Annotated in this window: 21 protein-coding genes; 10 read left to right on the top strand and 11 right to left on the bottom strand. The window is 64.3% G+C overall.

From position 1 onward, the window contains the following. Positions 1–90: 90 nt before the first annotated feature. The 3 genes from Q0139_RS13215 to Q0139_RS13205 all read right to left on the bottom strand — a co-directional run bounded on the left by Q0139_RS13215 (position 91) and on the right by Q0139_RS13205 (position 4,968). The gene (locus Q0139_RS13215; RefSeq protein WP_298022835.1) at positions 91–2,031 is read right to left on the bottom strand and encodes a hypothetical protein; all 1,941 of its coding nucleotides are present in this window, start codon (positions 2,029–2,031) and stop codon (positions 91–93) included. A 417-nt stretch (positions 2,032–2,448) separates the two neighbouring features. Beyond that, positions 2,449–4,539: a bifunctional (p)ppGpp synthetase/guanosine-3',5'-bis(diphosphate) 3'-pyrophosphohydrolase gene (locus tag Q0139_RS13210; protein ID WP_298022832.1), complete on the bottom strand. Its 2,091-nt coding sequence runs from the start codon at positions 4,537–4,539 to the stop codon at positions 2,449–2,451. A 120-nt stretch (positions 4,540–4,659) separates the two neighbouring features. Beyond that, positions 4,660–4,968, bottom strand: coding sequence for a hypothetical protein (locus tag Q0139_RS13205; protein ID WP_298022829.1), 309 nt, complete (start codon positions 4,966–4,968; stop codon positions 4,660–4,662). Positions 4,969–5,119: 151 nt separating this feature from the next. Between Q0139_RS13205 and Q0139_RS13200 the strand changes: the two genes are divergently transcribed. Next, a complete protein-coding gene (locus tag Q0139_RS13200) occupies positions 5,120–5,611 on the top strand; it encodes a helix-turn-helix domain-containing protein (protein ID WP_298022827.1) in 492 nt (163 codons plus the stop codon). Positions 5,612–5,778: 167 nt separating this feature from the next. Here Q0139_RS13200 and rpoZ read toward each other — a convergent pair whose 3' ends face one another. Beyond that, positions 5,779–6,123, bottom strand: a complete 345-nt coding sequence (rpoZ, locus tag Q0139_RS13195) for a DNA-directed RNA polymerase subunit omega (protein WP_298022824.1) — start codon at positions 6,121–6,123, stop codon at positions 5,779–5,781. Between the two features lie 28 nt (positions 6,124–6,151). On the opposite strand from rpoZ, the gene Q0139_RS13190 reads away from it, so the two are divergent. Beyond that, entirely contained in the window at positions 6,152–7,405 is a 1,254-nt protein-coding gene (locus Q0139_RS13190; RefSeq protein WP_298022821.1) for a phosphatidylserine/phosphatidylglycerophosphate/cardiolipin synthase family protein, read from the top strand. A gap of 59 nt (positions 7,406–7,464) precedes the next feature. Here Q0139_RS13190 and Q0139_RS13185 read toward each other — a convergent pair whose 3' ends face one another. The 3 genes from Q0139_RS13185 to Q0139_RS13175 are packed head-to-tail and all read right to left on the bottom strand — an operon-like array spanning position 7,465 to position 10,080. Continuing rightward, positions 7,465–8,262, bottom strand: coding sequence for a crotonase/enoyl-CoA hydratase family protein (locus Q0139_RS13185; RefSeq protein ID WP_298022818.1), 798 nt, complete (start codon positions 8,260–8,262; stop codon positions 7,465–7,467). Positions 8,263–8,287: 25 nt separating this feature from the next. Next, on the bottom strand, positions 8,288–9,169 hold the full coding sequence (locus Q0139_RS13180) for a phytanoyl-CoA dioxygenase family protein (protein WP_298022815.1): 882 nt from the start codon (positions 9,167–9,169) through the stop codon (positions 8,288–8,290). After that, on the bottom strand, positions 9,169–10,080 hold the full coding sequence (locus Q0139_RS13175; RefSeq protein WP_298022813.1) for a fatty acid desaturase family protein: 912 nt from the start codon (positions 10,078–10,080) through the stop codon (positions 9,169–9,171). The genes Q0139_RS13180 and Q0139_RS13175 overlap by 1 nt, the downstream gene beginning before the upstream one ends. 77 nt (positions 10,081–10,157) lie before the next feature. Between Q0139_RS13175 and Q0139_RS13170 the strand changes: the two genes are divergently transcribed. From Q0139_RS13170 to Q0139_RS13155, 4 genes are all read left to right on the top strand, one after another. Continuing rightward, the gene (locus Q0139_RS13170; protein ID WP_298022810.1) at positions 10,158–10,967 is read left to right on the top strand and encodes a hypothetical protein; all 810 of its coding nucleotides are present in this window, start codon (positions 10,158–10,160) and stop codon (positions 10,965–10,967) included. A gap of 45 nt (positions 10,968–11,012) precedes the next feature. Further along, positions 11,013–12,071, top strand: a complete 1,059-nt coding sequence (locus Q0139_RS13165; protein ID WP_298022807.1) for a mannose-1-phosphate guanylyltransferase/mannose-6-phosphate isomerase — start codon at positions 11,013–11,015, stop codon at positions 12,069–12,071. After that, positions 12,068–13,021 carry an aldo/keto reductase gene (locus Q0139_RS13160; RefSeq protein ID WP_298022804.1) on the top strand — a complete coding sequence of 318 codons (954 nt, stop codon included), beginning with the start codon at positions 12,068–12,070 and terminating at the stop codon, positions 13,019–13,021. The genes Q0139_RS13165 and Q0139_RS13160 overlap by 4 nt, the downstream gene beginning before the upstream one ends. Positions 13,022–13,214: 193 nt before the next feature. Beyond that, the gene (locus Q0139_RS13155; RefSeq protein WP_298022801.1) at positions 13,215–15,437 is read left to right on the top strand and encodes an arylsulfatase; all 2,223 of its coding nucleotides are present in this window, start codon (positions 13,215–13,217) and stop codon (positions 15,435–15,437) included. 28 nt (positions 15,438–15,465) lie between these two features. Here the strand turns inward: Q0139_RS13155 and Q0139_RS13150 are convergent, their stop codons facing one another. Beyond that, positions 15,466–16,857, bottom strand: coding sequence for a short-chain fatty acyl-CoA regulator family protein (locus tag Q0139_RS13150; RefSeq protein ID WP_298022798.1), 1,392 nt, complete (start codon positions 16,855–16,857; stop codon positions 15,466–15,468). Between the two features lie 211 nt (positions 16,858–17,068). Between Q0139_RS13150 and aceA the strand changes: the two genes are divergently transcribed. The 3 genes from aceA to Q0139_RS13140 all read left to right on the top strand — a co-directional run bounded on the left by aceA (position 17,069) and on the right by Q0139_RS13140 (position 19,716). Beyond that, positions 17,069–18,349, top strand: a complete 1,281-nt coding sequence (gene aceA / locus Q0139_RS13145; protein WP_298022795.1) for an isocitrate lyase — start codon at positions 17,069–17,071, stop codon at positions 18,347–18,349. A 71-nt stretch (positions 18,350–18,420) separates the two neighbouring features. Next, the gene (locus Q0139_RS15565) at positions 18,421–18,564 is read left to right on the top strand and encodes an excalibur calcium-binding domain-containing protein (RefSeq protein WP_367180754.1); all 144 of its coding nucleotides are present in this window, start codon (positions 18,421–18,423) and stop codon (positions 18,562–18,564) included. Between the two features lie 72 nt (positions 18,565–18,636). Continuing rightward, a complete protein-coding gene (locus tag Q0139_RS13140; RefSeq protein ID WP_298022792.1) occupies positions 18,637–19,716 on the top strand; it encodes a TauD/TfdA family dioxygenase in 1,080 nt (359 codons plus the stop codon). On the opposite strand, the gene Q0139_RS13135 is transcribed toward Q0139_RS13140, so the two are convergent. After that, complete coding sequence (locus Q0139_RS13135; protein WP_298022789.1) at positions 19,706–21,109, bottom strand: hypothetical protein; 1,404 nt, start codon at positions 21,107–21,109, stop codon at positions 19,706–19,708. The genes Q0139_RS13140 and Q0139_RS13135 overlap by 11 nt on opposite strands. A gap of 17 nt (positions 21,110–21,126) precedes the next feature. Here Q0139_RS13135 and Q0139_RS13130 point away from each other — a divergent pair, with 17 nt between their 5' ends. Then, positions 21,127–22,191 (top strand): sulfotransferase, encoded by a 1,065-nt coding sequence (locus Q0139_RS13130; RefSeq protein ID WP_298022786.1) that lies wholly within the window; start codon positions 21,127–21,129, stop codon positions 22,189–22,191. Between the two features lie 21 nt (positions 22,192–22,212). Here the strand turns inward: Q0139_RS13130 and Q0139_RS13125 are convergent, their stop codons facing one another. Continuing rightward, a complete protein-coding gene (locus Q0139_RS13125; RefSeq protein ID WP_298022783.1) occupies positions 22,213–23,547 on the bottom strand; it encodes an amidohydrolase in 1,335 nt (444 codons plus the stop codon). A 45-nt stretch (positions 23,548–23,592) separates the two neighbouring features. Then, positions 23,593–24,243: a DUF4893 domain-containing protein gene (locus tag Q0139_RS13120; protein ID WP_298022780.1), complete on the bottom strand. Its 651-nt coding sequence runs from the start codon at positions 24,241–24,243 to the stop codon at positions 23,593–23,595. Positions 24,244–24,249: the final 6 nt, after the last annotated feature.

Below are 24,249 nucleotides of genomic sequence, written 5' to 3'. Positions count from 1 at the left end.
CGGATCCCGGCGCTTCGGTCTCGCTACGCTCGGGCGCGTCCTCCGCGAAGTAGACCACCTCGAGATCGGTTCCGTCCTCGGTATGCGACCTCACCTCGTCGAGACGCGCGCTTCCAGACCGGACACGTCGACGCCGGCCTGGTCGATCCGCTCGTTGACGGCGAAGAGTTGCGCGCCGTTGACGGCATCGGTCGACGTTGCCGACATTTCGCCCGCTGCCAGATTGGTGATGACCGTGCCGCCGCCGCCGGCCAGCGTGACCTGGTCGTAGCTGAGGCTGTCATATTGCAGCGCGATCTGCCCGAGCGAGGCGATGTCGCTGCTATTGGTCGCGATGTCGGTCATATTGGTGGTGACCCGCCCGTCCAGATCGGCGATATCGGTTTCATTGTCTCCGACGCGGGTATCGATGTCGACGATATCTCCCTCGGCGGTCGTGATGCGGCCATCCAGCGTGGCGATATCGCCCTCATTCGTGGTGACCCGCGCTTCGAGATTGGTCAGGTCGAGGTCCGAATCGTCGATCCGCTGGTTGACCGCAAAGAGCTGCGAGCCGTTGACGGCATCGGTGGACGTTTCGGACACCGATCCGTCGGCGAGATTGGTGATGACGGTGCCGCCCGCGCCGACCAGCGTTGCCGTTCCGGCCGCAACGCCATCATAGCGTATCGCGACATCGGAGAGCGCCGAGAGATCGCTCTCGACGACACCGACGCGATTGGTCACCGTCGCGATATCGCCGGCATTGGCGGCAATATCGGTCTCATTCGTCGTTACCCGTCCAGCAAGATCGACGATATCGCCCTCATTGGTGGCGACACGGCCATCCAGCGCGCCAATGTCCGTCGCGTTCGAAGCGATATCGCTCTCGTTCGTCGTAACGCGCCCGTCCAGATCGCCGATTGCCGTAACGTTCGCGGCGATGTCGCCTTCTGCAGTACTGACGCGTGTATCCAGACTGGTGATCGCGGTGGCGTTCGTACCGATATCGGTCGCGTTCTGCGCGACGTTCTGATCGGTGGCGAAGAGCTGGGATCCATTCACGGCCTGATTCGAAGTGGCCGACACTTCTCCATCGGCGACATTGGCGATCACTGTGCCCCCGGCACCGGCGAGCGTGACGGTTTTGCCCGCTGCGCTGTCGTACTGGACTGCAACGTCTGCCAGCGCGGTTATGTCGGCGGCATTCGTACCGATATCGGTGGCGTTGGTCGCAATCTGTCCCTCGTTCACCGTGACCCGGTCATCCAGCAGCACGAGATCGCCTTCGGCGGTCCCGAGCCGTACATCGAGCGCGCCGACATCGGTGATCACCCCGTCGAGCTGCGCGACGTTGACGGCATCGGTGGCGGCGCTGCCCGGGGCAAGGTTTGTAATCTGGCGCTCGCTTCCCGATCCGCCGACCGAAACCTCGCCGGCACTCGTCTGGCTGCCGCTCAGGCCAGCCGCCGTATAACCGGCCTGCGCGCCGCGATCGGCCTGCGAGTCCTGGCCGAGAGCGACGCTGTTCGCGGCCGTCACGCTGGCATTGGCGCCGAGCGCAATACTGCCGGTCGCGCCCGTATCGGCGACGGCGCCATTGCCGAATGCGATGGCGTCGATATCGGCGGCGGAGGCAGTTTCGCCATTGGCGCCGAGACCGGTGATGCGATTGCCGCCAATCGATATCCCGCCCTGGTCCGTCAGGGTGATCGTGTCCGCGACGGCGTTGCATTCATCGCTTGGACCGACGAGGTTGCCATCCACGTCCAGCACCTGAAGCGTGATCGTGTCGCCGGCGGCAACATCGTCCAAAATGCCAGTGACGTCCACGTCGAGAGGCGCGACGAGCGAGATGCCGGGCAGGATTGCAGTGGCCGAAATCAGACTGTTCAGCGTGTTCTCGATCGGAGATGCAAGCCCGGTGACCAGTGGATCGAGCGCGTCGCGGAGCAGCGAAGGCGGAAGGCTGGCGCCTGTGCACACCCCCACGGCGGGCTGGAAGCTCTGTGCCTGGGCGGACTGAGACTGAATGGAGATCGCAGCGATCATAGCGGCGGCGGTGGCCGACGAAGTCAGAAGTGAAGATTTGAAACGCGCGGGGGAAGGCATTGTCACTCTCCAGTCGATTTTTCTACGACTGGATTCTTGTCTACTGCTGTTAAAAACAGATAAATAGTTTTATCCGATCTGGAATATTTGTTATTCATGTTCATTTTGGACGGATTATTCCGGGTCGGAAAATTTCCCGTGTGAATATCTGTTCGAAACGCGACGCAATGTCGGCCCTGATTTAATCCGCACCGAACTTGGTCCAGTCGGGACGATTTGGAAAACGGTCTGGAATTTTTTTGCCCAAATCGACGCCGAATACTTCTTTGACACGCTTTTGGGCGTTCGAGATTTTGCGGGCTTAGGGCCGCCCGACCCTTTGTATCGGCGGCCGGCTTGCGAATCGCAACGCCGCTGTCATACCCGTTCCGCCTGGCTCACTACATCGGCGGCGCGCAGGGCGGCGACGATTTTCATCAAATGGGCAAGGTCGTGCACTTCGATGGTGACGACAAAGCTGTGAAAGCCGCCCTCGCGGGTTTCCAGCTTCACATTGATGATATTGGCGCCATGAGTGCCGAAGATCCCGGCCATGATCGCGAGCGCGCCGGGTTCGTTGCGAAGCGTGACGCGCAGCTGCGCCGTGCCGCCGTCGGATTCGTCGCCCCAGGTGACGGCGATCCAGTCGGCATCGTCGCCATTGGCGAGTTCGTCGCAATCGATGGCGTGGATCATGATGTCTTCGTTGCGCCGCCGGATGCCGACGATCCGGTCGCCGGGCACCGGATGGCAGCATTCGGCGAGCTGGAAGGCGACGCCCGGCGTCAGCCCCTTGATCGAGATCGACTGGCGTTGCGGCGGGACGGCACTTGCCATGCCGTCGCTGCCCGCACCCGGCATCAGCGCGTCCATCAGCTCGCGATCGTCGATTTCCTTGCGCGCGATCTTCTCCATCAGCGCGCTTTCCTCCTTCAGTTTCAGCCGGTGGAGTGCGTTCTTCGTCGCCTCGCCGCCTATCTTGGCGGGCAGCCGGGCGACGACCTCGTCGAACAGCTTGCGGCCGAGCGAGACCGTCTCCTCGCGTTCCTGCTGCCGCACATAGCGGCGAATCGCCGCGCGCGCCTTGCCGGTGACGACGAAGGTCAGCCAGCCGGGATCGGGGTTCTGGTTGTCCGATCGCAGGATGCGGACCTGATCGCCATTGTCGAGCTGCGTCCGTAGCGGGACGACGCGGCCATTGACCTGCGCGCCGACTGTCTGGTTGCCGAGATCGGTGTGCACCTCATAGGCGAAATCGACCGCCGTCGCGCCCTTGGGCAGCGCGATCAGCTCTCCTGCCGGCGTGAAGGCGAAGATGCGATCCTGATACATCGCCATGCGCGTATTTTCGAGCAGCTCTTCGGGGTTTTCCGTCGTGTCGAGAATTTCGAGCAGGTCGCGGATCCAGCCCGCCTGCCCGTCGGCGCGGTCATGCTGCTTGTAGCTCCAATGCGCGGCGAGCCCGAATTCGGACTGTTCGTGCATGGCGCGGCTGCGAATCTGCACCTCGATCCGGTGCGCCTCGCCATATTGGAGCGCGGTGTGAATCGAACGGTATCCGTTGCGCTTGGGCGTCGAGATATAGTCTTTGAACCGCCCCGGGATCATGTGCCATTTTTCGTGCAATATCCCGAGCGCGCGGTAGCAATCGGCGACGTTGGGCACGATCGCGCGAAAGGCGAGCACGTCGCTCAGCCGGTCGAACGGAACGTGCCGCTCGGTCATCTTGCGCCAGATCGAATAGGGATGCTTCTCGCGCCCCGTGACCTCGGCATCGACACCATGCGCGCCCAAGGTCAACCGCAGATCCTCGCAAATCCGCTCGACCGCCGCCTCGCCATCCCCGGCGCGCAGCCGCTCGAGCCTTGTCGTGATAGACTTGTAGGCATCGGGTTCGAGATGCTGGAAGGCGAGCGTCTGCATCTCCTTCATGAACTCGTACATACCGATCCGCTCGGCGAGCGGGGCGTAGATTTCCATCGTCTCGCGGGCGATCCGGCGGCGCTTCTCCTCGCTCTTGATGAAGTGCAGCGTGCGCATATTGTGCAGCCGGTCGGCCAGCTTCACGAGCAGCACGCGGATATCGCCCGACATGGCGAGCAGGAACTTGCGCAGGTTTTCGGCCGCCCGCTCGGTGTCCGACTGCGCCTCGATCGTCGACAATTTGGTGACGCCGTCGACGAGCCTGCCGATCCGTTTGCCGAACAGCGCCTCGACCTGTTCCTGCGTCGCCACCGTGTCTTCGATCGTGTCGTGCAGGATCGCGGTGACGATCGTTTCGTCATCGAGTCTGAGGTCGGTCAGGATGCCCGCGACCTCGATCGGATGGCTGAAATAGGGGTCGCCGCTCGCGCGTTTCTGCGATCCGTGCGCATTGACCGAAAACACATAGGCGCGGTTGATCAGCGCCTCGTCGGCGTCAGGGTCGTAGCTTTTGACCCGTTCGACCAGTTCATATTGCCTCAACACCGGACAAGAATGGCCTTCCGGTTCGATATTGCAACCGTTTTGGCGTGGGCGGCGGACGCAAAAAGGGCCGCCGGACTTGCGGTCGGGCGGCCCAGGAGGGGTAGGGTTGCTGGGTCGGTCCTAACGGGCGCTCGCATTGCATTCGGCGAGCTCTTCGGCCGCCAGCGCTTCGCCATCGATGGTGAAGGTCTGGGCCGTGCCGAGTTCGCGGACGAGCCGGATGCATTCATGCGCCGGGCGGCTGCGCGCGCCTTCGGTCGTGCATTCGGTGCCGTCGCAGACCCAGGGCGTCGAGCGAATGATGTTGACCGACTGCGCCGGTGCCTGCGCCAGCGTGACGCGGTAGAGCGTACCGGCCTGGGCGGTGGTCCCGGTCACGAGGAGCGCGGCAGTGGCAATGGAAAGCAGGAGGGAGAGAATTTTCTGCATGACGAATTCCTTTCGGGCTTGGGGAGAAGAAGTCCTTTTCATTTGCGTTGCGAATCGCTACCTATATGATTCAGTTTTAGGTTGCAACTAAAAACGTAAATTGCAGATGTGTTTTGCGCCCTTGCACGATTTGCACTAGGTTGGAGGTGAAATGGGAAAATTGACCGAACCGCGGAAATTGACCGAACCTCTGGGCGAAGACGGCGAGTGCGGCCTTCCCGTGGCTCTCGAGGCCATGGGCGAGCGCTGGTCGTTCATGATCCTGCGCGCCGCCTTCAACGGGCTCAAACATTTCGAAGAGATGCAATCGAGCCTCGGCATCGCCCGCAACATCCTCGCGAATCGGCTCGGCCGGCTGGTGCAAAGCGGAATCCTGGAGCGCAGCCCCTGCCCCGATGATCGCCGCAAGATCGAATATCGGATGACGCCCAAGGGCGAGGCCCTGCTGCCCGCGATGATCGCGCTGCGCCAGTGGGGCGACAGCTGGGCAACCGGCGTCCCATCCAATCCCGTGCTGTGCGACGCGCGCGACCGTCAGCCCGTACAGCAGGTCCGCGTCCAGGCACATGACGGTCGCCCGCTGGACTGGCACGACCTGATGTGGGTCGATCAGAGCGAGCTGGTCGCCGAAGCGGCGGAGTAGCGCGGCGTTAGCTGTCAGACTCGACCTGGCGGTCGAGCACCGAACATTTGATCGTCAGAAAATTCCTTGCGGAATTTCGCCGCACCGGCCTCGCGCTAGCGAGGTTCTGACATACGAAAAAGGCCCGCGCATCGCACGGGCCTTTTCAGATTCGATGTTGAAGGTTTCTAACCGTCGTAATCCGATGCCACGTTCGTGTTGCGCGGAGGGGCCGAGGCGGTGATGCGCAGGGCTTCGGCGGACTGGGAGATCGAACCGATCTCGTCGGCCTCTTCCTCGTCGTCGATCTGCACCTTCTGCAGGCCGGTGATGACGTCCTCTTCCAGATCCTTGGGCTTGATCGTCTGTTCGGCGATCTCGCGCAGCGCAACGACCGGGTTCTTGTCGCGGTCGCGATCGATGGTCAGTTCCGCGCCGCCCGAAACCTGGCGGGCACGCTCGGCGGCCAGCAGGACGAGATCGAAACGGTTGGGGACTTTGTCGACGCAATCTTCGACGGTGACGCGCGCCATGGGCGGAAACTCCGATAATCGGCAATGAATGAAGGCGCGCGACATAGGTGCGATACCGGGGCATGTCAATGTTTTCGGCGGCTTGCCGGGCGTGGGAGATTGCCGCAATACGCGTGCCATGGCCGATGAGGATACGCCCGATTTCACGCTGCCGGACGTTGCCGGTCACCGGTTCGAACTGCTCGAAGACGGGCCCGAACGGCTCGAAGCGCTGGTCGAACTGATCGATGCCGCGACGCGCAGCATCCGGCTGCTCTTCTACATCTTCGACGATGACGAGGCGTCGACGCGCGTTCGCGATGCGCTGCTCCGGGCCTATCGGCGCGGCATCGAGGTCTCGTTGCTCGTCGACGGGTTCGGCAGCGACAAAACCGGCAGCGACTTCTTCGACGAGCTCGAACAGTCGGCTTGTTTCTTCTGCTATTTCCAGCCGAAACGTACCCGCCGCTACCTGCTGCGCAACCACCAGAAGATGGCGATCGCGGACGAGGAAAGCGCTCTCGTCGGCGGGTTCAACGTCCGCGACGGCTATTTCGCGCCCGATCGCAGCGACGGGTGGCGCGATCTCGGGCTGCGGGTCTCGGGGCCCGCGGTCGCCCGGTTGGCGCGTTATTTCGACGATATCTGCAAATGGTCGAGCGACCGGGATGCCGAGATGGAAGGCCTGCGCGATATCCTCCATCATTATCACGAACAGGATGGCGATGTCCGCTGGACGTTCGGCGGGCCGACGCGCGAACTCAGCCCCTGGGCGCAGACGCTCCGCAACGATCTCTACGGCGCGGAAAAGATCGACATGATCGCCGCCTATTTCGCGCCGCATGCCGCGCTGATGCGACCGGTCGCCGAAGCGGGGAAGCGCGGACGATCGCGCGTCATCACGGCGGCCAAGTCCGACAACAATGTGACGATCGCCGCCGCGCGCAATCGGCATCGCTACCTGTTGCCCGAAACGCAGGTCTACGAATACCAGCCGATGATGCTGCATACGAAGCTCTATGTCGTCGACGATATCACCTATATCGGATCGGCCAATTTCGACGTCCGCAGCCTCTATCTGAACCTGGAAGTGATGCTGCGGGTCAACGATCGGAAATTCGCCGATGTGATGCGCCGCTATGTCGATCACGAGATTGGCGATTCGGAACGCATCACGCCGGAAGCCTATGCCGCCTCGCGCACGATCTGGACGCGGATCAAGGGGCGGCTATCCTATTTCCTCATGTCGGTGCTCGACTATAATATCTCGCGCCGGCTGAATTTCGGGCTGGACGGGGTTTAGGGGGTAGTCTGTTTGTCAGACCTCGCCTTCGGCTCGGCGCCGCACCAGCCCTCTCCCCCTTACTTCCCCTTGAACACCGGCGTCCGCTTTTCGAGGATCGCATCGATCCCTTCGAGGTGATCTTCGGTCACATGCATCAGCGCCTGACTCGCGGCCGACAGCTCCATCACGGTGTCGAAATCGGTCGTCGCGCCGCGCCGCATCAATTGCTTGGCGAGGCGGAGAGATTGCGGCGGCTGGCCCGCAATCTTTTCGGCAAGCGCCATGGCTTCATCGATGAGTTCGTCGCCGGGCACGACGCGTGAGACGAGACCCCAGTCGAGCGCGGTTTCGGCGTCGATGACGTCGCCCGTGAACAGCAGCTCCGCCGCGCGGGCATGGCCGATGATTCGCGGCAGCAGCCAGGCACCGCCGTCGCCGGGGATCAGGCCGAGCTTCAGGAAGGTCACGCCGAATTTCGCGCGGTCGGAGGCGATCCGCAGGTCCGCCATGCAGGCCACATCGCAGCCCAGCCCGATGGCCGGGCCGTTGACCGCGGCGATCAGCGGTAGCTCGAAATGATAGAGCGCCTTCACGAGCCGATGGATGCCGCCGGCATAGCTGCGCCGGATCTGGTCGGGCGAACCGCCGAACGCACCATCGCGCTCCCGCATCGCCTTGATGTTGCCCCCAGCCGAGAATGCCTTGCCCGCACCGGTGAGAATCGCGCAGCGGATATCGGGATCGGCGGCGACCTCCTCGCACGCCGCAGCGATCTCGGCGCCGTCGGGGCCGTTGGACAACGCGTTCATGCTGTCGGGGCGGTTCAAAGTGAGGAGCGCGACGGCCCCGTGCTTTTCGATTTGGAGGAGGCTCATCGGAAATTCCTGCTGGCGATTCGGGTCAGGCGTCCGCCTTATCCAGAATGCGGCGCGGATGCATCCCGTCGACATAGCCCATAAAGGGCGGGTGGATCGAATAGCCGACAAGTTCCTGCGCGCGGGGCGGCAGCGCGGCGGCCTGTTGCGGCGTCATCGTCATCGCCATGTTCTCGAGCTGGCGGGCCCAGCCGGGGCAATATTGCGGGGTGATCAGGAGGCGCGGCGCGTCCGACCGGTTGGCGCCGCCACGATGCCAGAGCGTACCCTTGGCGATCATCAGCGACCCGGCCGGCATGACGGCCTTGACCGCATCGGGATGCGCGCCGGGATCGTCGTCGATCTCGCGGACGCGGCGATCGGAGAAACTCGATGCGAGCGAAGCGCCGTCGGGCGTCTCGGTCCCCCATTCATGGCTGCCCGGCAGGATCTCGGTCGCGCCGTTCTCTTCGGTCATCGCGTCGATCGCCCAGAAGGTGCTGACGCCCCAGCTGCCGCGCGGGCGCACGACGTTCAGATGGCTGTCGTCATAATGCCAGGGCTGGACGGTCTCGCCGGGCTGCAGGTTGATCGCGAGACAGGCGGAAAGCAGGCAGCTTGGCCCCAGGTCGGCCTCGGCAAAGGCGAGCGCCAGCGGATGGCAGACGAGATCGGCAAAGACGGGCGACTTGGCGAGCATCGCATAGACGCGGTTCGACTTGAGCCCCTCGAAGTCGTTGCGGCCGGTGACGTTGGCGGCAAGCCAGGGATCGAGCGCGGAGCGGATGGCCGAGAGTTCGTCCGCATCCAGCACGTTTTCGAATATCACATAGCCGGTGCGATCATAGTCGGCCTTCCAGTCGGCGAAGCTCCGGCCGCCGAGCCAGGCCGAACAATCGGCGGCGACGGCGGGATCGGCCTCGGCCATCAGGCGGCGATCGCTTGCGGTTCGGGCCGGATCGCGCGGTGGATGACGTTGCGATAGCCGCGCGTCACGCAGTTGTGCTGCTCGAAATAGCCGCGGTCGCGCAGCATCCGGTGCAGGCGCGGCAGGTTATAGGGCGGTACCGCGGCGAAGTGATGATGTTCGCAATGGAAATTGACGTAATTGGGCGCGACGAACAGCCGCTCGATCGGATTGGCGAGCGTCGTATTGGTGTTGTCGCGCGGCTCGATGCTGGCGCGGTTCGACGCAACGCCATGCTCGCCGATATTCCTCAGCCGCGTGATCGCCGGATAGAGAAACAGTTCGGCCACCCACCACATCGCATAGGCGAGCGGCGCGCCAACGGCGAAGAGGATGCCGAACAGCGTCAGGTGAAAGACGAGCCAGGGCAGGTTCTTCGGCAGGCTGAATTTCTTGAGGTCGCGGATAAGGTCGCGAATGCCCGTCTGGCCGGTGAGGTCGCGGAAGAACTTCCGGCGCAGGCTGTCGCGCGGCACCGGATAGTTGTGGACGAGGACGATATCCGGGTCTTTCTTCGTCCCGGCATGCTGGTGGTGCTTCAGATGATAAGCGCGATAGGCGAAGAGCGAGACGTTGGTCGATCCGCCGCACAGCCAATGGCCGATCATCTCGTTGACCTTACGACTCTTGAAAAAGGCATGGTGCGCGCAATCGTGGAGGATCACGGCAAGGCCGAGCTGCCGGCCGCCGAGCAGCAAAATGCCGAGGATCACGGTCAGCGGATTGGGCCAGACGATCGCCATTGCAAAAGCGCCGGCGATGATCGCCAGATTGACGATAAGAATACCCCAGGCCTTGAGATCGGAGGGGCGGAGCAGCTCGCGCAGCTCCTCCTTGCTGATCGCATCCTTGAGCGAAAGCGCTTCGGCCATGGCGGTTGATCCTGTGCTTGCGGTGTCGACACCCTTCTTATAACGGTGATCACAATATTATGTCAAATATTGTTGCAATGATGGCCGGTGAAGCCGAAGCCATGACCGCGCGGCGGTTGATCCTCTCGTTGCTCAATGCCGTCGGGACGCAGAGGCTGACCGCGGCGCAGATGGTCGCGGCAGCCCGTGCCTTCGAGATCGAGGATGCGGCGATGCGGATGGCGGCGACGCGGCTTACCAAGCAGGGCCTGATCGAAAGCCCCGAGCGCGGCGCCTATGTTTCGGGCACGAGTGCACGGGAATTGCGCGATCAGGTGCGCGGGTGGCGCGATGTGCGTGCCAGGCGGACCGACTGGAACGGCGACTGGTTGGCGATGCCGGGCGGGCATCTGGGACGAACCGACCGCAAGCGGCTGGCGGCGAGAGACCGGGCGCTCCGCCTCTACGGCTTTGCCGAGGCGGAGACCGGCCTGTGGGTCCGGCCGGCCAATCTCGTGTTCGAGCTTGAAGCGCTACGCAGCAGGCTCGTCGCCCTCGGCCTCGACGGCGGCGCCCTGCTCTGGCGGATATCGGAGCAGGCATCGGCGGAGGGCGCCGGGTTCGCCGGGCTCTGGGATCGCGGCGCACTCGAAAGCGGCTATCGCGAGATGATCGCGGCGCTCGACGAAAGCAGTGCGCGGCTCGATGCGCTGCCGCACGGGGAGGCGGCGCGCGAGGCGCTGCTGCTCGGCCAGGCGGCGATCCGGCGGATCAACCTCGATCCGCTGCTTCCCGATGCGATGGTCGATACCGCACTGTTCGACCGGCTGGTCGCGGCGATGGAGGCCTATGACCGGCGCGGCAAACACGCCTGGGCCGCTTTCTACACGGCGATGGACCGGGGCTGAGAGCACCGCCTTTCGCGCGCAACATTATGCCGCCATAAGGCGGCCATGACCGTGCGCCCCATCACCCCCGTCATCCTCGCCGGCGGCAGCGGCACGCGGCTCTGGCCGATGTCGCGCAAGGCGCGTGCCAAGCAGTTCCTGCCGCTCGTCACCGGCCGCTCGATGATCGCCGAGACGCTGGACCGGGTGACCGGGCCGGATTTCGCCGCGCCGATGATCGTCGGCGGCGCAAGCCAGGCCGATGCGCTGGCTGCGGCCGCGCCTGTAAACGCAACGTTGATGTTGGAGCCCGCTGCCCGCAACACCGCCCCCGCCATCGCGCTCGCGGCGCTGCACGCGGAAGCCGACACGCCGCTGCTTGTCATGCCGAGCGACCAGATGATCGCCGACCGCCCTGCCTTCGAAGCGGCCGTCGCCAAGGCGGCGGCATTGGCGCGCGACGGCTGGCTCGTCACCTTCGGCATTGAACCAACCGGCCCCGAAACCGGCTATGGCTATATCCGGCGCGGCGAGGCCGTCGGCGATCTGGGCTATCGCGTCGAACGCTTCGTCGAGAAACCCGATCGCGGAACGGCGCAGGGCTTCCTCGATGCGGGCGGTTATTACTGGAATGGCGGCATCTTCCTGTTCACCGCAGGTGCCTATCTGGAAGCGCTCGAAACCCATGCCCCCGACATCCTCGCCGCCGCGCGCGAGGCGATGAATGGCGCGGTTGCCGACGACAATCGCGTGTCGTCCCGCCTCGCCGCCTTCCAGCGCGCGCCGTCGATCTCCATCGATTACGCCGTCATGGAAAAGGCCGACCGCGTCGCCACGGTACCCGCCGCCATGGGCTGGTCCGATATCGGCAGCTGGGACGCGCTGCACGAACTGCTCGCGCATGACGAGGCGGGCAATGCGCTGGGCGGCGACGTCGTCGCCATCGATACCGCGAACAGCCTTGTCCGCTCGGACGGCCCGCTGGTTGCAACCATCGGCGTGTCCGATCTGTTGGTGATAGCGAGCGGCGATGCCGTCCTTGTCATGCCGCGCGGCGAAAGCCAGCGGGTCAAGGAGGTGATCGAAGCGCTCAAGGACGCTCCCCAAGGCAAGGACCGATTATGACCGACATGCGCACGCTGGGCACCACCGGCATGAAGACACCGCCGCTAGTGTTGGGCGGCAACGTCTTCGGCTGGCGCGTTTCAGGCGAGGATGCCTATTCTATCCTTGACCGGTTCGTCGACGCAGGCGGAACGATGATCGACACCGCCGACGTCTATTCAGCCTGGATCGATGGGCACAAGGGCGGCGAATCGGAGACCGTGATCGGCGAGTGGCTGGCCAAACGCAGCCGGCGCGACGACGTCCTCATCGCCACCAAGGTCGGCATGCTGCCCGGCGAGGGCGGCAAGGGTCTCGCTGCGAGCCGGATCGAAGCGGCGGTCGAAGCGTCGCTGAAGCGGCTGCAGACCGATTATATCGACCTCTATTTCGCGCATCGCGACGATGGGGACACGCCGCTCGAAGAATCGCTCAAGGCCTTCGACCGGCTGAAGTCCGCCGGCAAGGTGCGGCATATCGGTGCGTCCAACTACAAGGCCGACCGGCTGGCCGAGGCGCTGTCGACGAGCGCGGACGAAGACCTCGCCTATTACGAGGTGCTGCAGCCCGAGCTGAACCTGATGGACCGCGCGCAATATGAAGGCCCGTTGCAGGACCTCGCCGTCGAACGCAGCCTGGGCGTCATCACCTATTTCGCGCTCGCTTCGGGCTTCCTCACGGGCAAATACCGATCGGCGGACGACAAAGGCAAAAGTCCGCGCGGCGGCAATATGGACCAATATCTGAACGAGCGCGGCGAAGCCGTTCTCTCGGCGATGGACGCCGTGGCGGAAGAAACCGCGGCGAGCCTCGCGCAGGTCGCGCTCGCCTGGAATGCGGCCCAGCCCGGCGTCACGGCCCCGATCGCCAGCGCGACGAGCATGGAACAGCTGGAAGAGCTGCTGGGATCGTTCGATCTGACTTTGACGCCGGAGCAAATCGAGAGGCTGAACATGGCGTCGAAGGGGTAACGTTAGTTGCGGTCTCATTGACTCACATCCGTTAGGGCTGAGCTTGTCGAAGCCCGCTTCTCCATCGAGACACGCCCTTCGACAAGCTCAGGGCTAGCAGCTCTCATCGACCCGGATATATTCCGGTATCATTGCGGACATCAGTCGGGGCGGCGACCCTTGCCGCTACCGCTCCCATGAGCAATGAAGCGGCATGACGAACCGCGACCCGACCGCCGCCCCGACCCCGCCGCATTGGCCGGAGGGGCCGAGACCGCCCGAGGGCGCGCCGAACATCCTCGTCGTGCTGTTCGACGATGTCGGTTTTTCCGATTTCGGTTGCTATGGATCGCCGATCGCAACCCCGGCCATCGATGCGATCGCCGAACGCGGCCTGCGCTATTCGGGCTTTCACACGACGGCGATGTGCTCGACGACGCGCGCGGCGCTGCTGACCGGGCGCAACCACCATTCGGTCGGCATGGGGTGCCTGGCCAATTTCGACAGCGGCTATCCCGGCTATCGCGGCAAGATCACCAAGGAGGCCGGCACGCTCGCCGAGATGCTGCGCCCGCACGGCTATGCGACCTTCATGGTCGGCAAATGGCATGTAACGCCCTTGGGAGAGACGGGGCCGGCCGGGCCTGTCGATGGCTGGCCGCTCGCGCGCGGGTTCGACCGCTTCTACGGCTTCATGGATGCCGAGACCGACCAGTACGCGCCCGAACTCGTCCGCGACAACACGCCGGTGACGCCTCCGGGAATCTATGAAACCGGCTATCACCTGACCGAGGACCTGACCGACGAGGCGATCCGCTATATCGCCGATCATGTCGCCGCCAAACCGCAAGCGCCGTTTCTCTGCTGGCTCGCCTTCGGCGCCTGCCACGCGCCGCATCAGGCGCCGCGCGATCTGATCATGGAATATGACGCCAAATTCGGGCGCGGCTGGGATGTCGAGCGCGAGGAGCGGCTGGCGCGGATGAAGGCGATGGGGCTCGTCCCCGATCATGCCGCGGTGCCGCCGCGCAACGACATGGTGCAGGGCTGGGATGCGCATAGCGACGAGGAGCGCCGGCTCTTCACGCGGCTGCAGGGAGCCTATGCCGCGATGCTCGACCATGCCGACCGCAATATCGCGCGGCTGATGGAATTTATCGACACCGCCGGGCTCACCGACGACACTCTGGTGATCGTGCTCTCGGACAATGGCGCGAGCCAGGAGGGGATGCTCTACGGCTTCGTCAATGCGATGGGGCCCTTCAACCAGCGGCCCGAGACGGTCGAGGAGAAGATCGCGCGGATCGACGATATCGGCGGTCCCGACACGCACTCCAATTTCCCGCATGGCTGGGCGATGGCGGCGAACACGCCGTGCAAGCGCTACAAGCAGAACACGCATGGCGGCGGCATCCGCGATCCGCTCGTCCTGTCCTGGCCCAAGGGAATCGAAGCGCGCGGCGAGATCCGGCACCAGATCTGCCACGCGGTCGATTTCGCGCCGACGATCCTGGAGCTGGTCGGGGTCGAGGCGCCCACCAGCGTCGACGGCGTCGCGCAAATGCCGATCGAGGGCGTGAGCTTCGCCGCGAGCCTCTCGGACGCGCAGGCCCCGGCAAAGGACGCGCCGCAATATTTCGAGATGTTCGGCCATCGCGGCATCATCGACCAGGGCTGGAAGGCGGTCGCCTTCCACCGGCCGGGTTCGGACTTTGCCGAGGACCCGTGGGAACTCTACCATCTCGACGCAGATTTTTCCGAAACGAACGACCTCGCCGAAGAACAGCCTGAAAAGCTCGCGGCGCTGATCGACCTGTGGTGGGAGGAGGCGGAAAAGCACCAGGTGCTGCCGCTCGACGACCGCTTCGGCCCGCGCTTTGCTGAGAACGCCGCGCGGCGGCTCGGCGATCGGCGCGTCTTCACCTTCCACAAGGGCGTCGGCCACATCCCGACCGACGTCGCGCCCGATCTGCGCTCTCGCTCCTACCGCATCGATGCCGATGTAACACTGTCGGAGGGCGATCAGGGCGTGCTCATCGCGCATGGCGACGCGACCTGCGGCTACAGCCTGTTCATCGAGGACGGCCATCTCGTCCACGACATCAATGTCGGCCAGCATCAGATCCTGCGCAGCGAAACGGCCGTTCCGCCCGGCGACCATGTGCTGAGCTATCGCGTCACCCGCACCGGCGACGCCGCGACCGGCACGCTACTTGTCGATGGCGAAGCGGTCGCAAGCGGCCCGATCGCCTTCCAGTTCCGCAACTTCATCAGCTGGTCGGGGCTCGATATCGGCCATGACCGATCCAGCCCGGTCTCGCATTATGCCGCACCCTTCGCCTTTACCGGGAAGCTTCGCAAGGTGACGGTGACGATCGAGGACGATCAGGACGGCGATGCCGAAGGCGCGGCACAAGCGGTGCTGGCGCGGGAGTAATCCTCCCGGGAACGGGGAGGATTTGGAATCAATCCTCGACAAATGCGAACGGCGTCAATGCGCGCTCACGGTCGACGGCGAGCAGCGCGCGGCCGATGGGCGGCGCGCTGCGCTGCGGACAATGGACGCGCGTGCACTGGCGACAGCCCAGACCGATCGGCATCGCTTCCCCTCCATCGAGATCGACGCCGCGCGTGATCGATAGCGGCGCGGCGATATCCGCCGAGAGGCCGAGGCCCACGACGAACTCGGCGCTGACCCCGCTCGGCGTGCGCGAATGCGGGCGCACGGTGCGCGCGATAGTGAACCAGCGGCTGCCGTCTTCGAGTTCGACAAGCTGGCGGTAATAGTCGCCGGGCCGGTCGAAGGCGTGGTGGACGTTCCACAGGGGGCAACGGACATTGGCGAGGACGAGTGAGGCGTTGCTCGCCCCGGCGAAACGCTTCGAGGTGCGGCCCGCGCGGTCGAGCCGGATCATGAAGAAGGGCAGGCCGCGGGCGCCGACGCGCTGCAGCGTGGTCAGCCTGTGTGCCACCTGTTCGAACCCGGCGCCGAAACGCCGTTGCAACAGCTCCAGATCGTAGCCCGTCGATTCGCAGGCGCGCAGGAAGCGCGAATAGGGCATCATGATCGCGGCGGCGAAATAGCCCGCAAGATGGCGGTGGTAGAAGCGTTCCGACACCTTCTCGGTAAAGCCCGCGCCCGTGACCAGCGCCTCGATTTCGCTTTTCGCTTCGATCTGGGCGAGCTGGAACCCGGCCTGGAAGGTGCGCGAGGCCGGGTCGAGCATTTCGGAAAGCTGCAACTGGCGCGCATGGAGGTCGAGCCGCCGCAGCCTGTCCGGCATCACCTCGGTCGGCAGGATCCGGATCGTGATCTGGTGCCGCGTTCGCAGCCGTTCGGCGATCGCGCCGTACAGGTCACCCGCGCCGAGGCGGAGTTCGTCGGCAATCTCCTCGGCCTGCGCGTCGAGATCGGCATAATGGTTTTTCCACCGCTCGATCTCGCGGCGCACCGGCGCCACGGCGTCGCGCGTGTTGACGTCATATTGCCCGCCGCCTTCGCCCAGCCGGTCGAAAGCGCGCGAAAAGGCCTCGGCCCCGCCGGGTGCGGCCGCAAGCCATTCCTGCAATTCGGTGCGATCGATATCGAGATCGGCGAAAAGCGGGTCGGCCAGCCGCCGCCGCAACCCTTCGATCCCGCCGCCCGGCTCATTCTCGGTCAACACGCGCGGATCGAAATCGAATTTTTCGGAAAGGCGCAGGATCAGTGTTGCCGAGAGCGGCCGCTGATTGCTCTCGATCAGGTTAAGATAGCTGGCGCTGATTTCCAGCATGTCCGCCATCGCCACCTGGGTCAGGCCCGACTGGCGGCGCAGGCGCTTGATCCGGTGACCGGCAAAGAGTTTGGCATCGGCCATGGCCGCGTCATCATATGACCGCGCCCGCTTGTCAATATCTTTACAAAATTACACGCGCATTGGCCGGAAATCTCTACGCTTGTACGGAAATCTTTTCGTGCGGGCATCGGGTTTGTCGTGCGAATCGCGTAGAGGGATGGCATCAGAGCTGCGGAGCCGGACGTCGGCGCCGCGGATCTATCTACCCCAGGATTGTAAAGGATTGACCGCCATGGCGACATTCGAAAACCTTGTTCCCGCTCCACAGGGCCGTTTCGACGGTATCGAGCGCCCCTACACCCCCGAAGATGTCGAGAAACTGCGCGGCTCGGTTCAGATCGAGCATACGCTGGCCCGCAAGGGCGCGCTGAAGCTCTGGGAGCTGCTCAACACCGAGGACTATGTCAATTCGCTCGGCGCGCTGAGCGGCAACCAGGCAATGCAGCAGGTCCGCGCGGGCCTCAAGGCGATCTACCTGTCGGGTTGGCAGGTCGCGGCCGACGCCAACACCGCGAGCAGCATGTATCCCGATCAGTCGCTCTATCCGGCCAATGCCGGGCCCGAGCTCTGCAAGCGGATTAACAACGCGTTGCAGCGCGCCGACCAGATCGAGCATTCGGAAGGCGGAGCGACGCGCGACTGGTTCGCGCCGATCGTCGCCGATGCCGAGGCCGGTTTCGGCGGGCCACTCAACTGTTTCGAGATCATGAAGGCCTATATCGCCGCCGGCGCGGCGGGTGTGCACTATGAGGACCAGCTCGCGTCGGAAAAGAAGTGCGGCCATCTGGGCGGCAAGGTGCTGATCCCGACCCAGGCGCATATCCGCAACCTCGATTCGGCGCGGCTTGCCGCCGACGTTTCGGGCGTCCCGACGATCATCTGCGCGCGCACCGATGCGGAAAGCGCCAAGCTGATGACCTCCGACATCGACGAGCGCGATCACGAGTTCATGGCCGGCGAGCGCACGGCCGAAGGCTTCTTCCGGCTGAAGGACGGCACGGGCGTCGATCACTGCATCAAGCGCGGCCTGGCCTTTGCGCCGCATGCCGACCTGCTGTGGTGGGAAACATCGAAGCCGAACATGGACGATGCCCGCCGCTTCGCCGAAGCGATCAAGAAGGAATTCCCGAACAAGATGCTGGCGTACAACTGTTCGCCGAGCTTCAACTGGGAAGCCAATCTGGACAAGGACGACATCGCCAAGTTCCAGCGCGAGATCGGCGCGATGGGCTACAAGTTCCAGTTCGTCACGCTCGCCGGTTTCCACCAGCTCAACTACGGCATGTTCGAGCTGGCCCGCGGCTACAAGGATCGCGGCATGGCGGCCTATTCGGAGCTGCAGCAGGCCGAATTCGACGCCGAAAAGAACGGCTACACCGCCACGCGCCACCAGCGCGAGGTCGGCACCGGATATTTCGACATGGTGTCCAACGCCATCACCGGCGGCACCAGCTCGACCACCGCTCTCGCCGAATCGACCGAGGCGGACCAGTTCGTGGAGGCCGCCGAATAGCGGTTCTCTGCAAGAGTTGACTTGGCGGGGGCAGGTGCCCCCGCCCCTTGTCACCTCTAAACCCTTCCGCGATGCCGCCGAGTGCGTCGCAAACGGTCTTTTCCTGGGGAGGAGAAGTCGCGCCCGTCCGGAGCGATCCGGGCGGGCGTTGTTGTTTCGCTCCCCGCTACGGCCCGCATCTCGATCGCAACAATGACGGGATCGGCTGTGAATAGGATTAGCGGACTCGCAAAACTTCGGTTACGAAGTCGTTACAAAGCGTCTGCCGGACGGGCTTGGGTCGCGCCTTGACCGGATTCGGGGGATCGAACATGAAAATCGTGCAGTTGAACAATGCCGTCCAGGTGACGGATATCGATCTGGAAGATGACGAGCAGTGCACCGAACTCGGGCGCCTCGTCGCGCATGAGTGCGTCGTCTTCGTCGACGACAAGGTATCGGAAGAGCGGCTCCACGCCATCCACATGCTCTGGGGCCAGCCGTGCCGGGCAATCATCCATCGCTATGTCGGCGAGCGGAAGCTGTCGGGCAAGCACTGGCGCAGCCTGCTGCTCAACCTCGGGCATATCTCGAACGCGGTCGACGGCTTTGCTGAAAAGGGCGGGATGTCGCGAGTCAGCCCGATCCTGAACGAGAAGGGCAAGCCCACCGGCATCTTCACCAACGGCAAGCTCGACTGGCATTCGGACCAGCAAAGCTATCACGAAAGCCAGCGCGTCGTCGGCCTGATGAGCCTGTGGGGTTCGAAGAACAGCCAGACGGTCTTCCTGTGCACCGCGCCCGCCTATGAAGCGCTCAACCACGAAGACAAATCGATGGTCGACGAGCTTCATTCGGTTTGGGCCTGGGACGGCGGCGAACTGGGCGGCGACCTGATCGATTCACAAAAGGAGATCATCCGCTACAATACGGTGCCGCTACCCGAGATGGAGAACCCGCTGCTCGACCAGACGGCGACGGGCCGCAAGGGCATCCGCTTCCCCAGCCATTGCTTCAGCCATTTCCGCGGCATGTCGAAGAAGGACAGCCTCGCCTATCGCGACCATCTCTGGTCGCTGCTGAACAAGCCCGAATATATATACACGCGCGACTGGGAGGACGGGCAGATCGTCTTTATGGACCAGAACATCACGCTGCACGCCCGGCCGACCGATATCACCATGACCGACACCCGGACGATGAACCGGATGAATTCGTACATGGACCGGCTATATCCCGACGCCGCGCCGCTCGACCATGTCCTCTACAAGGGCGAGAAGATCGATCACGACACCTTCGCCGCGCTGGTCGACGAAGAGCGGCGAAAGACGTTTTACGAGGAACAGGGCGGTCATCACGTCAAGGCGGAAATCCCCGTCAACGCATAGCGGCTTCCCGCTTCTCCTTAGGCGGCAGCGAGAGACCGCTCCTGAACACTTCGCCGAGCGTCTGCCCGCGCGCCGCCTCGATCATTACCTGGTGCGAGGCCTCGCCCTCAAGCACGACTGTCCGGACATGGGGCCGGTCCGCGACCCGTTGCGCATGCCAGGCGTCGATCTTGTTCCCGGCGCTGTAATAGAGCGTGATCGGCAGCGCATAGTCGAACCGGTCGAGCCAGGAGACCATGTCGAGCGTCGCATTGTCGAAATTGCGCTGCAATTTACGCGCAACCACTTGCGAGCGGAAGTCGATATGGCTGTTGCCCGGCCCGCAATCGGTCGGCGAGCCGAAGAGCAGCGCCGCCTCCGCTTCGAGATGCAGCCCATAGACCACGGCAGGAAATCCTCCGGCCGATCCGCCCATCGTGTAGATCTTTTCGAGGCCCATGTCCGCAACGAGCCGGCGCAAGGCTTCCGCCGATTCCGCGATCGTATCGGCAATGCCCGGTATGCCCTTGAGACACAGCAGGTGCGTGGGATCGTTGACCGAAATCAGCGTCAGGCCGAGGTCGCCGATATAGCGGTCCATGATGCCGCTCTGCCCGCCGCCCCCGCCGGGTGTGACGAACCCGCCGAAGAAGATCAGCGCAGCCCGATCGCCCTCGCTATGGCCGATGCCTACTTCCGGTGAGACAGCCGATTCCACGAGCCGGGGAGCACGTCGCGGGGCATTGGTCAGGATATTGAGGATCGAGTCGAAGTCGCTCACCTCGGCATTGCCGTGATAGCGGCGCGCGATCATTTCGGCGCGGTCGACTTCGCCGACGCGGTACAGCCAGCGGATGCCGCGCAGGCGCAGGGCCGAACTGCTGTCGCCGGGAAGGTCCTCGATATAATCGGCTAACCGCTCATGTTCGGTATTCTTCAGCCGGACATGGTCGCTGGCATAGAGCAGCGCTTCGATATCATGGAAGGCGCCGGGCCGTTCGCGAAGGACCTGGCGGATCGCGCCGGTCTTCTTGAGACGCCCCAGCATGCAGATTTGCAGCCCCGCCACGGCGGGATCGTCCGGTGCAATCTTCGCCGTGGCCGTAAGCAGCGTCAGCAGCCAGTCGAGATCGCGCGACTGCATCAGCGCCTCGGCAAAACCGCGCACTTCGTGCATCGGAAGGCCGAGCCCCAAAATCGCCTCCGGCGTCAGCGCGCCCGCAATTGCATCGGTGGCGTCCTGGCCGGACTGGAGCAGCGCCGTGCGAAGGCGCGTGCGCCCGATCCGCTTGAGCCGGTCAGAGTGATCGGCCGAGAGCGCGGCGATGAACGCCGGCCAGTCCCCGTCATCGGCCAGCGCGCGCAGCTGCGCCATCTGCGCGCGCTCTTCCGGTCCGGCGGGTGGATCGCTCAAATTCTTGCTCCGGCTGGATGACACTTCGCCCGCATAACGCGCACGTACTGCCAAGAGTCAACGATCTGCGCGCAAACAGGAATTCTCGATTGCTTCGCTACAAATTCTGGACGGGCGCGCAACGCTGCGCGATGAAGCCATGGACGTCCGCCGCCATAAGCCGGGAGCCGGTTGCCATCCTCCAACGCCTGTTCGCCATCATCGGCATGCCGCGCAGCGGCACGACCTGGCTCCACCAGCGATTGAGCCGCCACAGCCGGATGGTCTGCGCGCTCGACCGGATCAAGGAAGTACACTATTTCGACTGGGTCGATATCGGGCCGTCCGACGCGCGTCGATTTTCAAATCTTGCCACTTCAAATCGGCACGCAAAGCGTTTTGCCCGGCTTGAATGGCATGCGGCACGGATCGAGAACTCTCTGGCCATGGCACCGGGAGCCGGCCAGCGAGAGCGCCTGTTGGAGCAGCTGCGCCGTGTGCGAAATTTCATCGACCGGTTCGGGGAAAGCGATGCATGGTATGCCGATCAGTTTGCGCCCGGTCCCGGCGACTGGTGCCTGGACACCACGCCTGCCTATCACAAGCTGTCGACTTCCGGTCTGAGGCGAATGATGTCGGTCGCCACCGGACGCCGCTTCGTGCTGTTGTTGCGCGACCCGTACCGGCGAGCGCTTTCAGGGCTGCAACACCGGGTCGCCCGACACGGGCTTGAATTCGCCGATTGGGATGCCGGGCAACAATCGGGGTTTTGTCGCGATGTGGTCGCCGACGGCTATGCCATTCCGCATATAGCGCGGATTTGCCACACGATTCCTCCCGAAGAGTTGTGCATCGTATTTTCCGAAACGATGTTTGCTGAACCCGAAAAGGCCGTAACCAAGATCCTCGGATCCGCCGGGTTGGAATTCGAGCCCGCGTGCATGGAGCGCGCCGAAGCCGCGCCTAATCCCAGCCCACCGATAGCGGTGCCCCCCGAATTGCGACGCCTGATTTTCGATGAGACGCGGCCGATGGCCGAGGGCGTGCGCGCACTCGGCCTAAATCCGCCCCAAAGTTGGGACGAGATACCCGAAGGAGTGTAGCTAAGGCCGACATAGAGCCTCCTAGTCGCTGGCCGCCTGTCCGGGGCGCAGGATGTCGAGGGCGGCGACGACGAGCGCTTCGCTGGCGGTCGAGATCACGGCTTCGGCATCGGGCGCCCAAAAGGGGCTGTGCAGCGAGGGCAGGTCCATTTCGCCCGCCTCGGCCGCCTCCCAGCGGTCCTGCGGCACGCCGCCGACCCAGAACAGCACCGACTGGATATTGTCGCGATCGGCGCGCCAGTAGCGGCTGAAATCCTCGCCGCCCATCACAGGTTCGCCCGCCAGCACGCGATCCTCGCCGAAGCGGGCGGTGAAGAGCTGCTCGAGCCGCCCGGTCAGTTCGGGCGTGTTGAACACGGCGGGTGTATATTCGTCGCGGCGGGTCACGGTCGGCCAGCGATCCTCGGGCAGCCCGGCGACCATGCCCTCGGCGCGCGCGATCCGTTCGATGCCGGACAGCAATTGCTCGCGCACCTCGTCGGTATAGCTGCGCACGGTCAGCAGCATCGTTGCCTCGTCCGAGATGATATTGTGCTTGGTCCCGGCGTTGAACGCGCCAACGGTGACGACGGCGGGCTGCTGCGGATCGACCTCGCGGCTGACCAGCGTCTGCAGCGCGCCGACGATCCGGGAACCGAGCACGATCGGGTCGCGCGTCGTGTGCGGATAGGCGCCGTGGCCGCCGACGCCGTGGACGGTGATGTCGACGCTGTCGACATTGGCCATCGCCCAGCCCGAAACAACGCCGATCGTACCGGCGGGTGCCGAGGCGGAATCATGGAAGGCGATCGCATAATCGGGCTTGGGGAAGCGTTCGTAGAGCCCGTCCTCGAGCATCATCCGCGCGCCCGCGCCGCGTTCCTCGGCGGGCTGCAGGATCGCCACGAGCGTGCCAGACCACTGATCGCGCATTTCGGCAAGCTGCCGCGCCGCGCCGACCCAGGCGCTCATATGCGTGTCATGGCCGCAGGCGTGCATCACCGGCGATTCGATCCCCTCATCGGTCGTCGCCACCACTTCGGAGGCGAAGGGCAGCCCCGTCTGTTCGCGCACGGGTAGCGCGTCCATGTCGGCGCGCATCAGCAGCACCGGGCCGGGCCCGTTCTCCATCACCGCAACCACGCCGGTGCCGCCGACGCCCTCGGTCACCTCGAATCCCATTTCGCGTGCCATGCCCGCCAGATGGGCGGCGGTCTCGGTCTCCTGAAAGGAAAGTTCGGGGTTCTGGTGGAGATAGCGGTAGAGTTCCATCAGCTCGGGCATTTGCTGCTCGATCCCCTGGCCGACCGCATCAGGTGTCTGCGCGGCGACGGGCGCGGCAAAGAGCAGGGGCAGGGCGTAAAGGATGCGACGCATGAATGGATCTCCCGTGTTGTTGCACAGGAGCATAGCGAAGCGGCGCTATGAGTCGAGCGGCGTCAGTTCCAGGATGTCGGCGATCGATTCGAAACGCGGATAGGGAAAGACGATCCGCCAGCGATTGTCGCCGATCCGTTCGAGCGTCCCCGCCATATCGCGCGTCTCGTCGCGCCCATAGACGTGCGCCCGCGTCTCGTCGCCGAGTTCGAGCACGCCGAGAAAGACCATCCGGAGCCGGCTGTCGGGATAAAGCGTGCCGCTGGGCCGCTGCGACCCCGTCAACTTCTCGAACCGCATCGTGTCGCCGCGATCGGTGATCCGGCAGCGGAACGGCTGGTAGGCGACATAGGAAAGCGGCACGCTGCCCTGGCTGCCGAGCTTGATGAAACGGCAATTGTAAAGCCCCGCCGGCGGACGCGGATCGGCGAGCGCGGCGTCGGGTTCGAGCAACCGCCCTTCGGCGGCGATATCACTGGCGAAACCGGCCGTCGCCGCATCGGCAATCGCCTCGGTAAAGGCGCGCCGCCAGCGGGCAATCCGGTCCCGGTCGTTCGGCGTCACGATCGCCTGCCAGTTGGTCGGCAGTACCTGATCGGGGTTCGATCCCGCCGGAGTTCCCGTGACGCCGGTCGTGTACGCGCAGCCCGTTGCCGCCAGCGGGAGCAGGATGAGTGGGAAAAACCGTGCCTTCATGACGCC

The organism is uncultured Parasphingopyxis sp. (assembly GCF_937129435.1).
Taxonomy (GTDB): domain Bacteria; phylum Pseudomonadota; class Alphaproteobacteria; order Sphingomonadales; family Sphingomonadaceae; genus Parasphingopyxis.
Note: the sequence above shows the minus strand (reverse complement) of the source record. Positions and strands in the feature narration are given on the sequence as shown.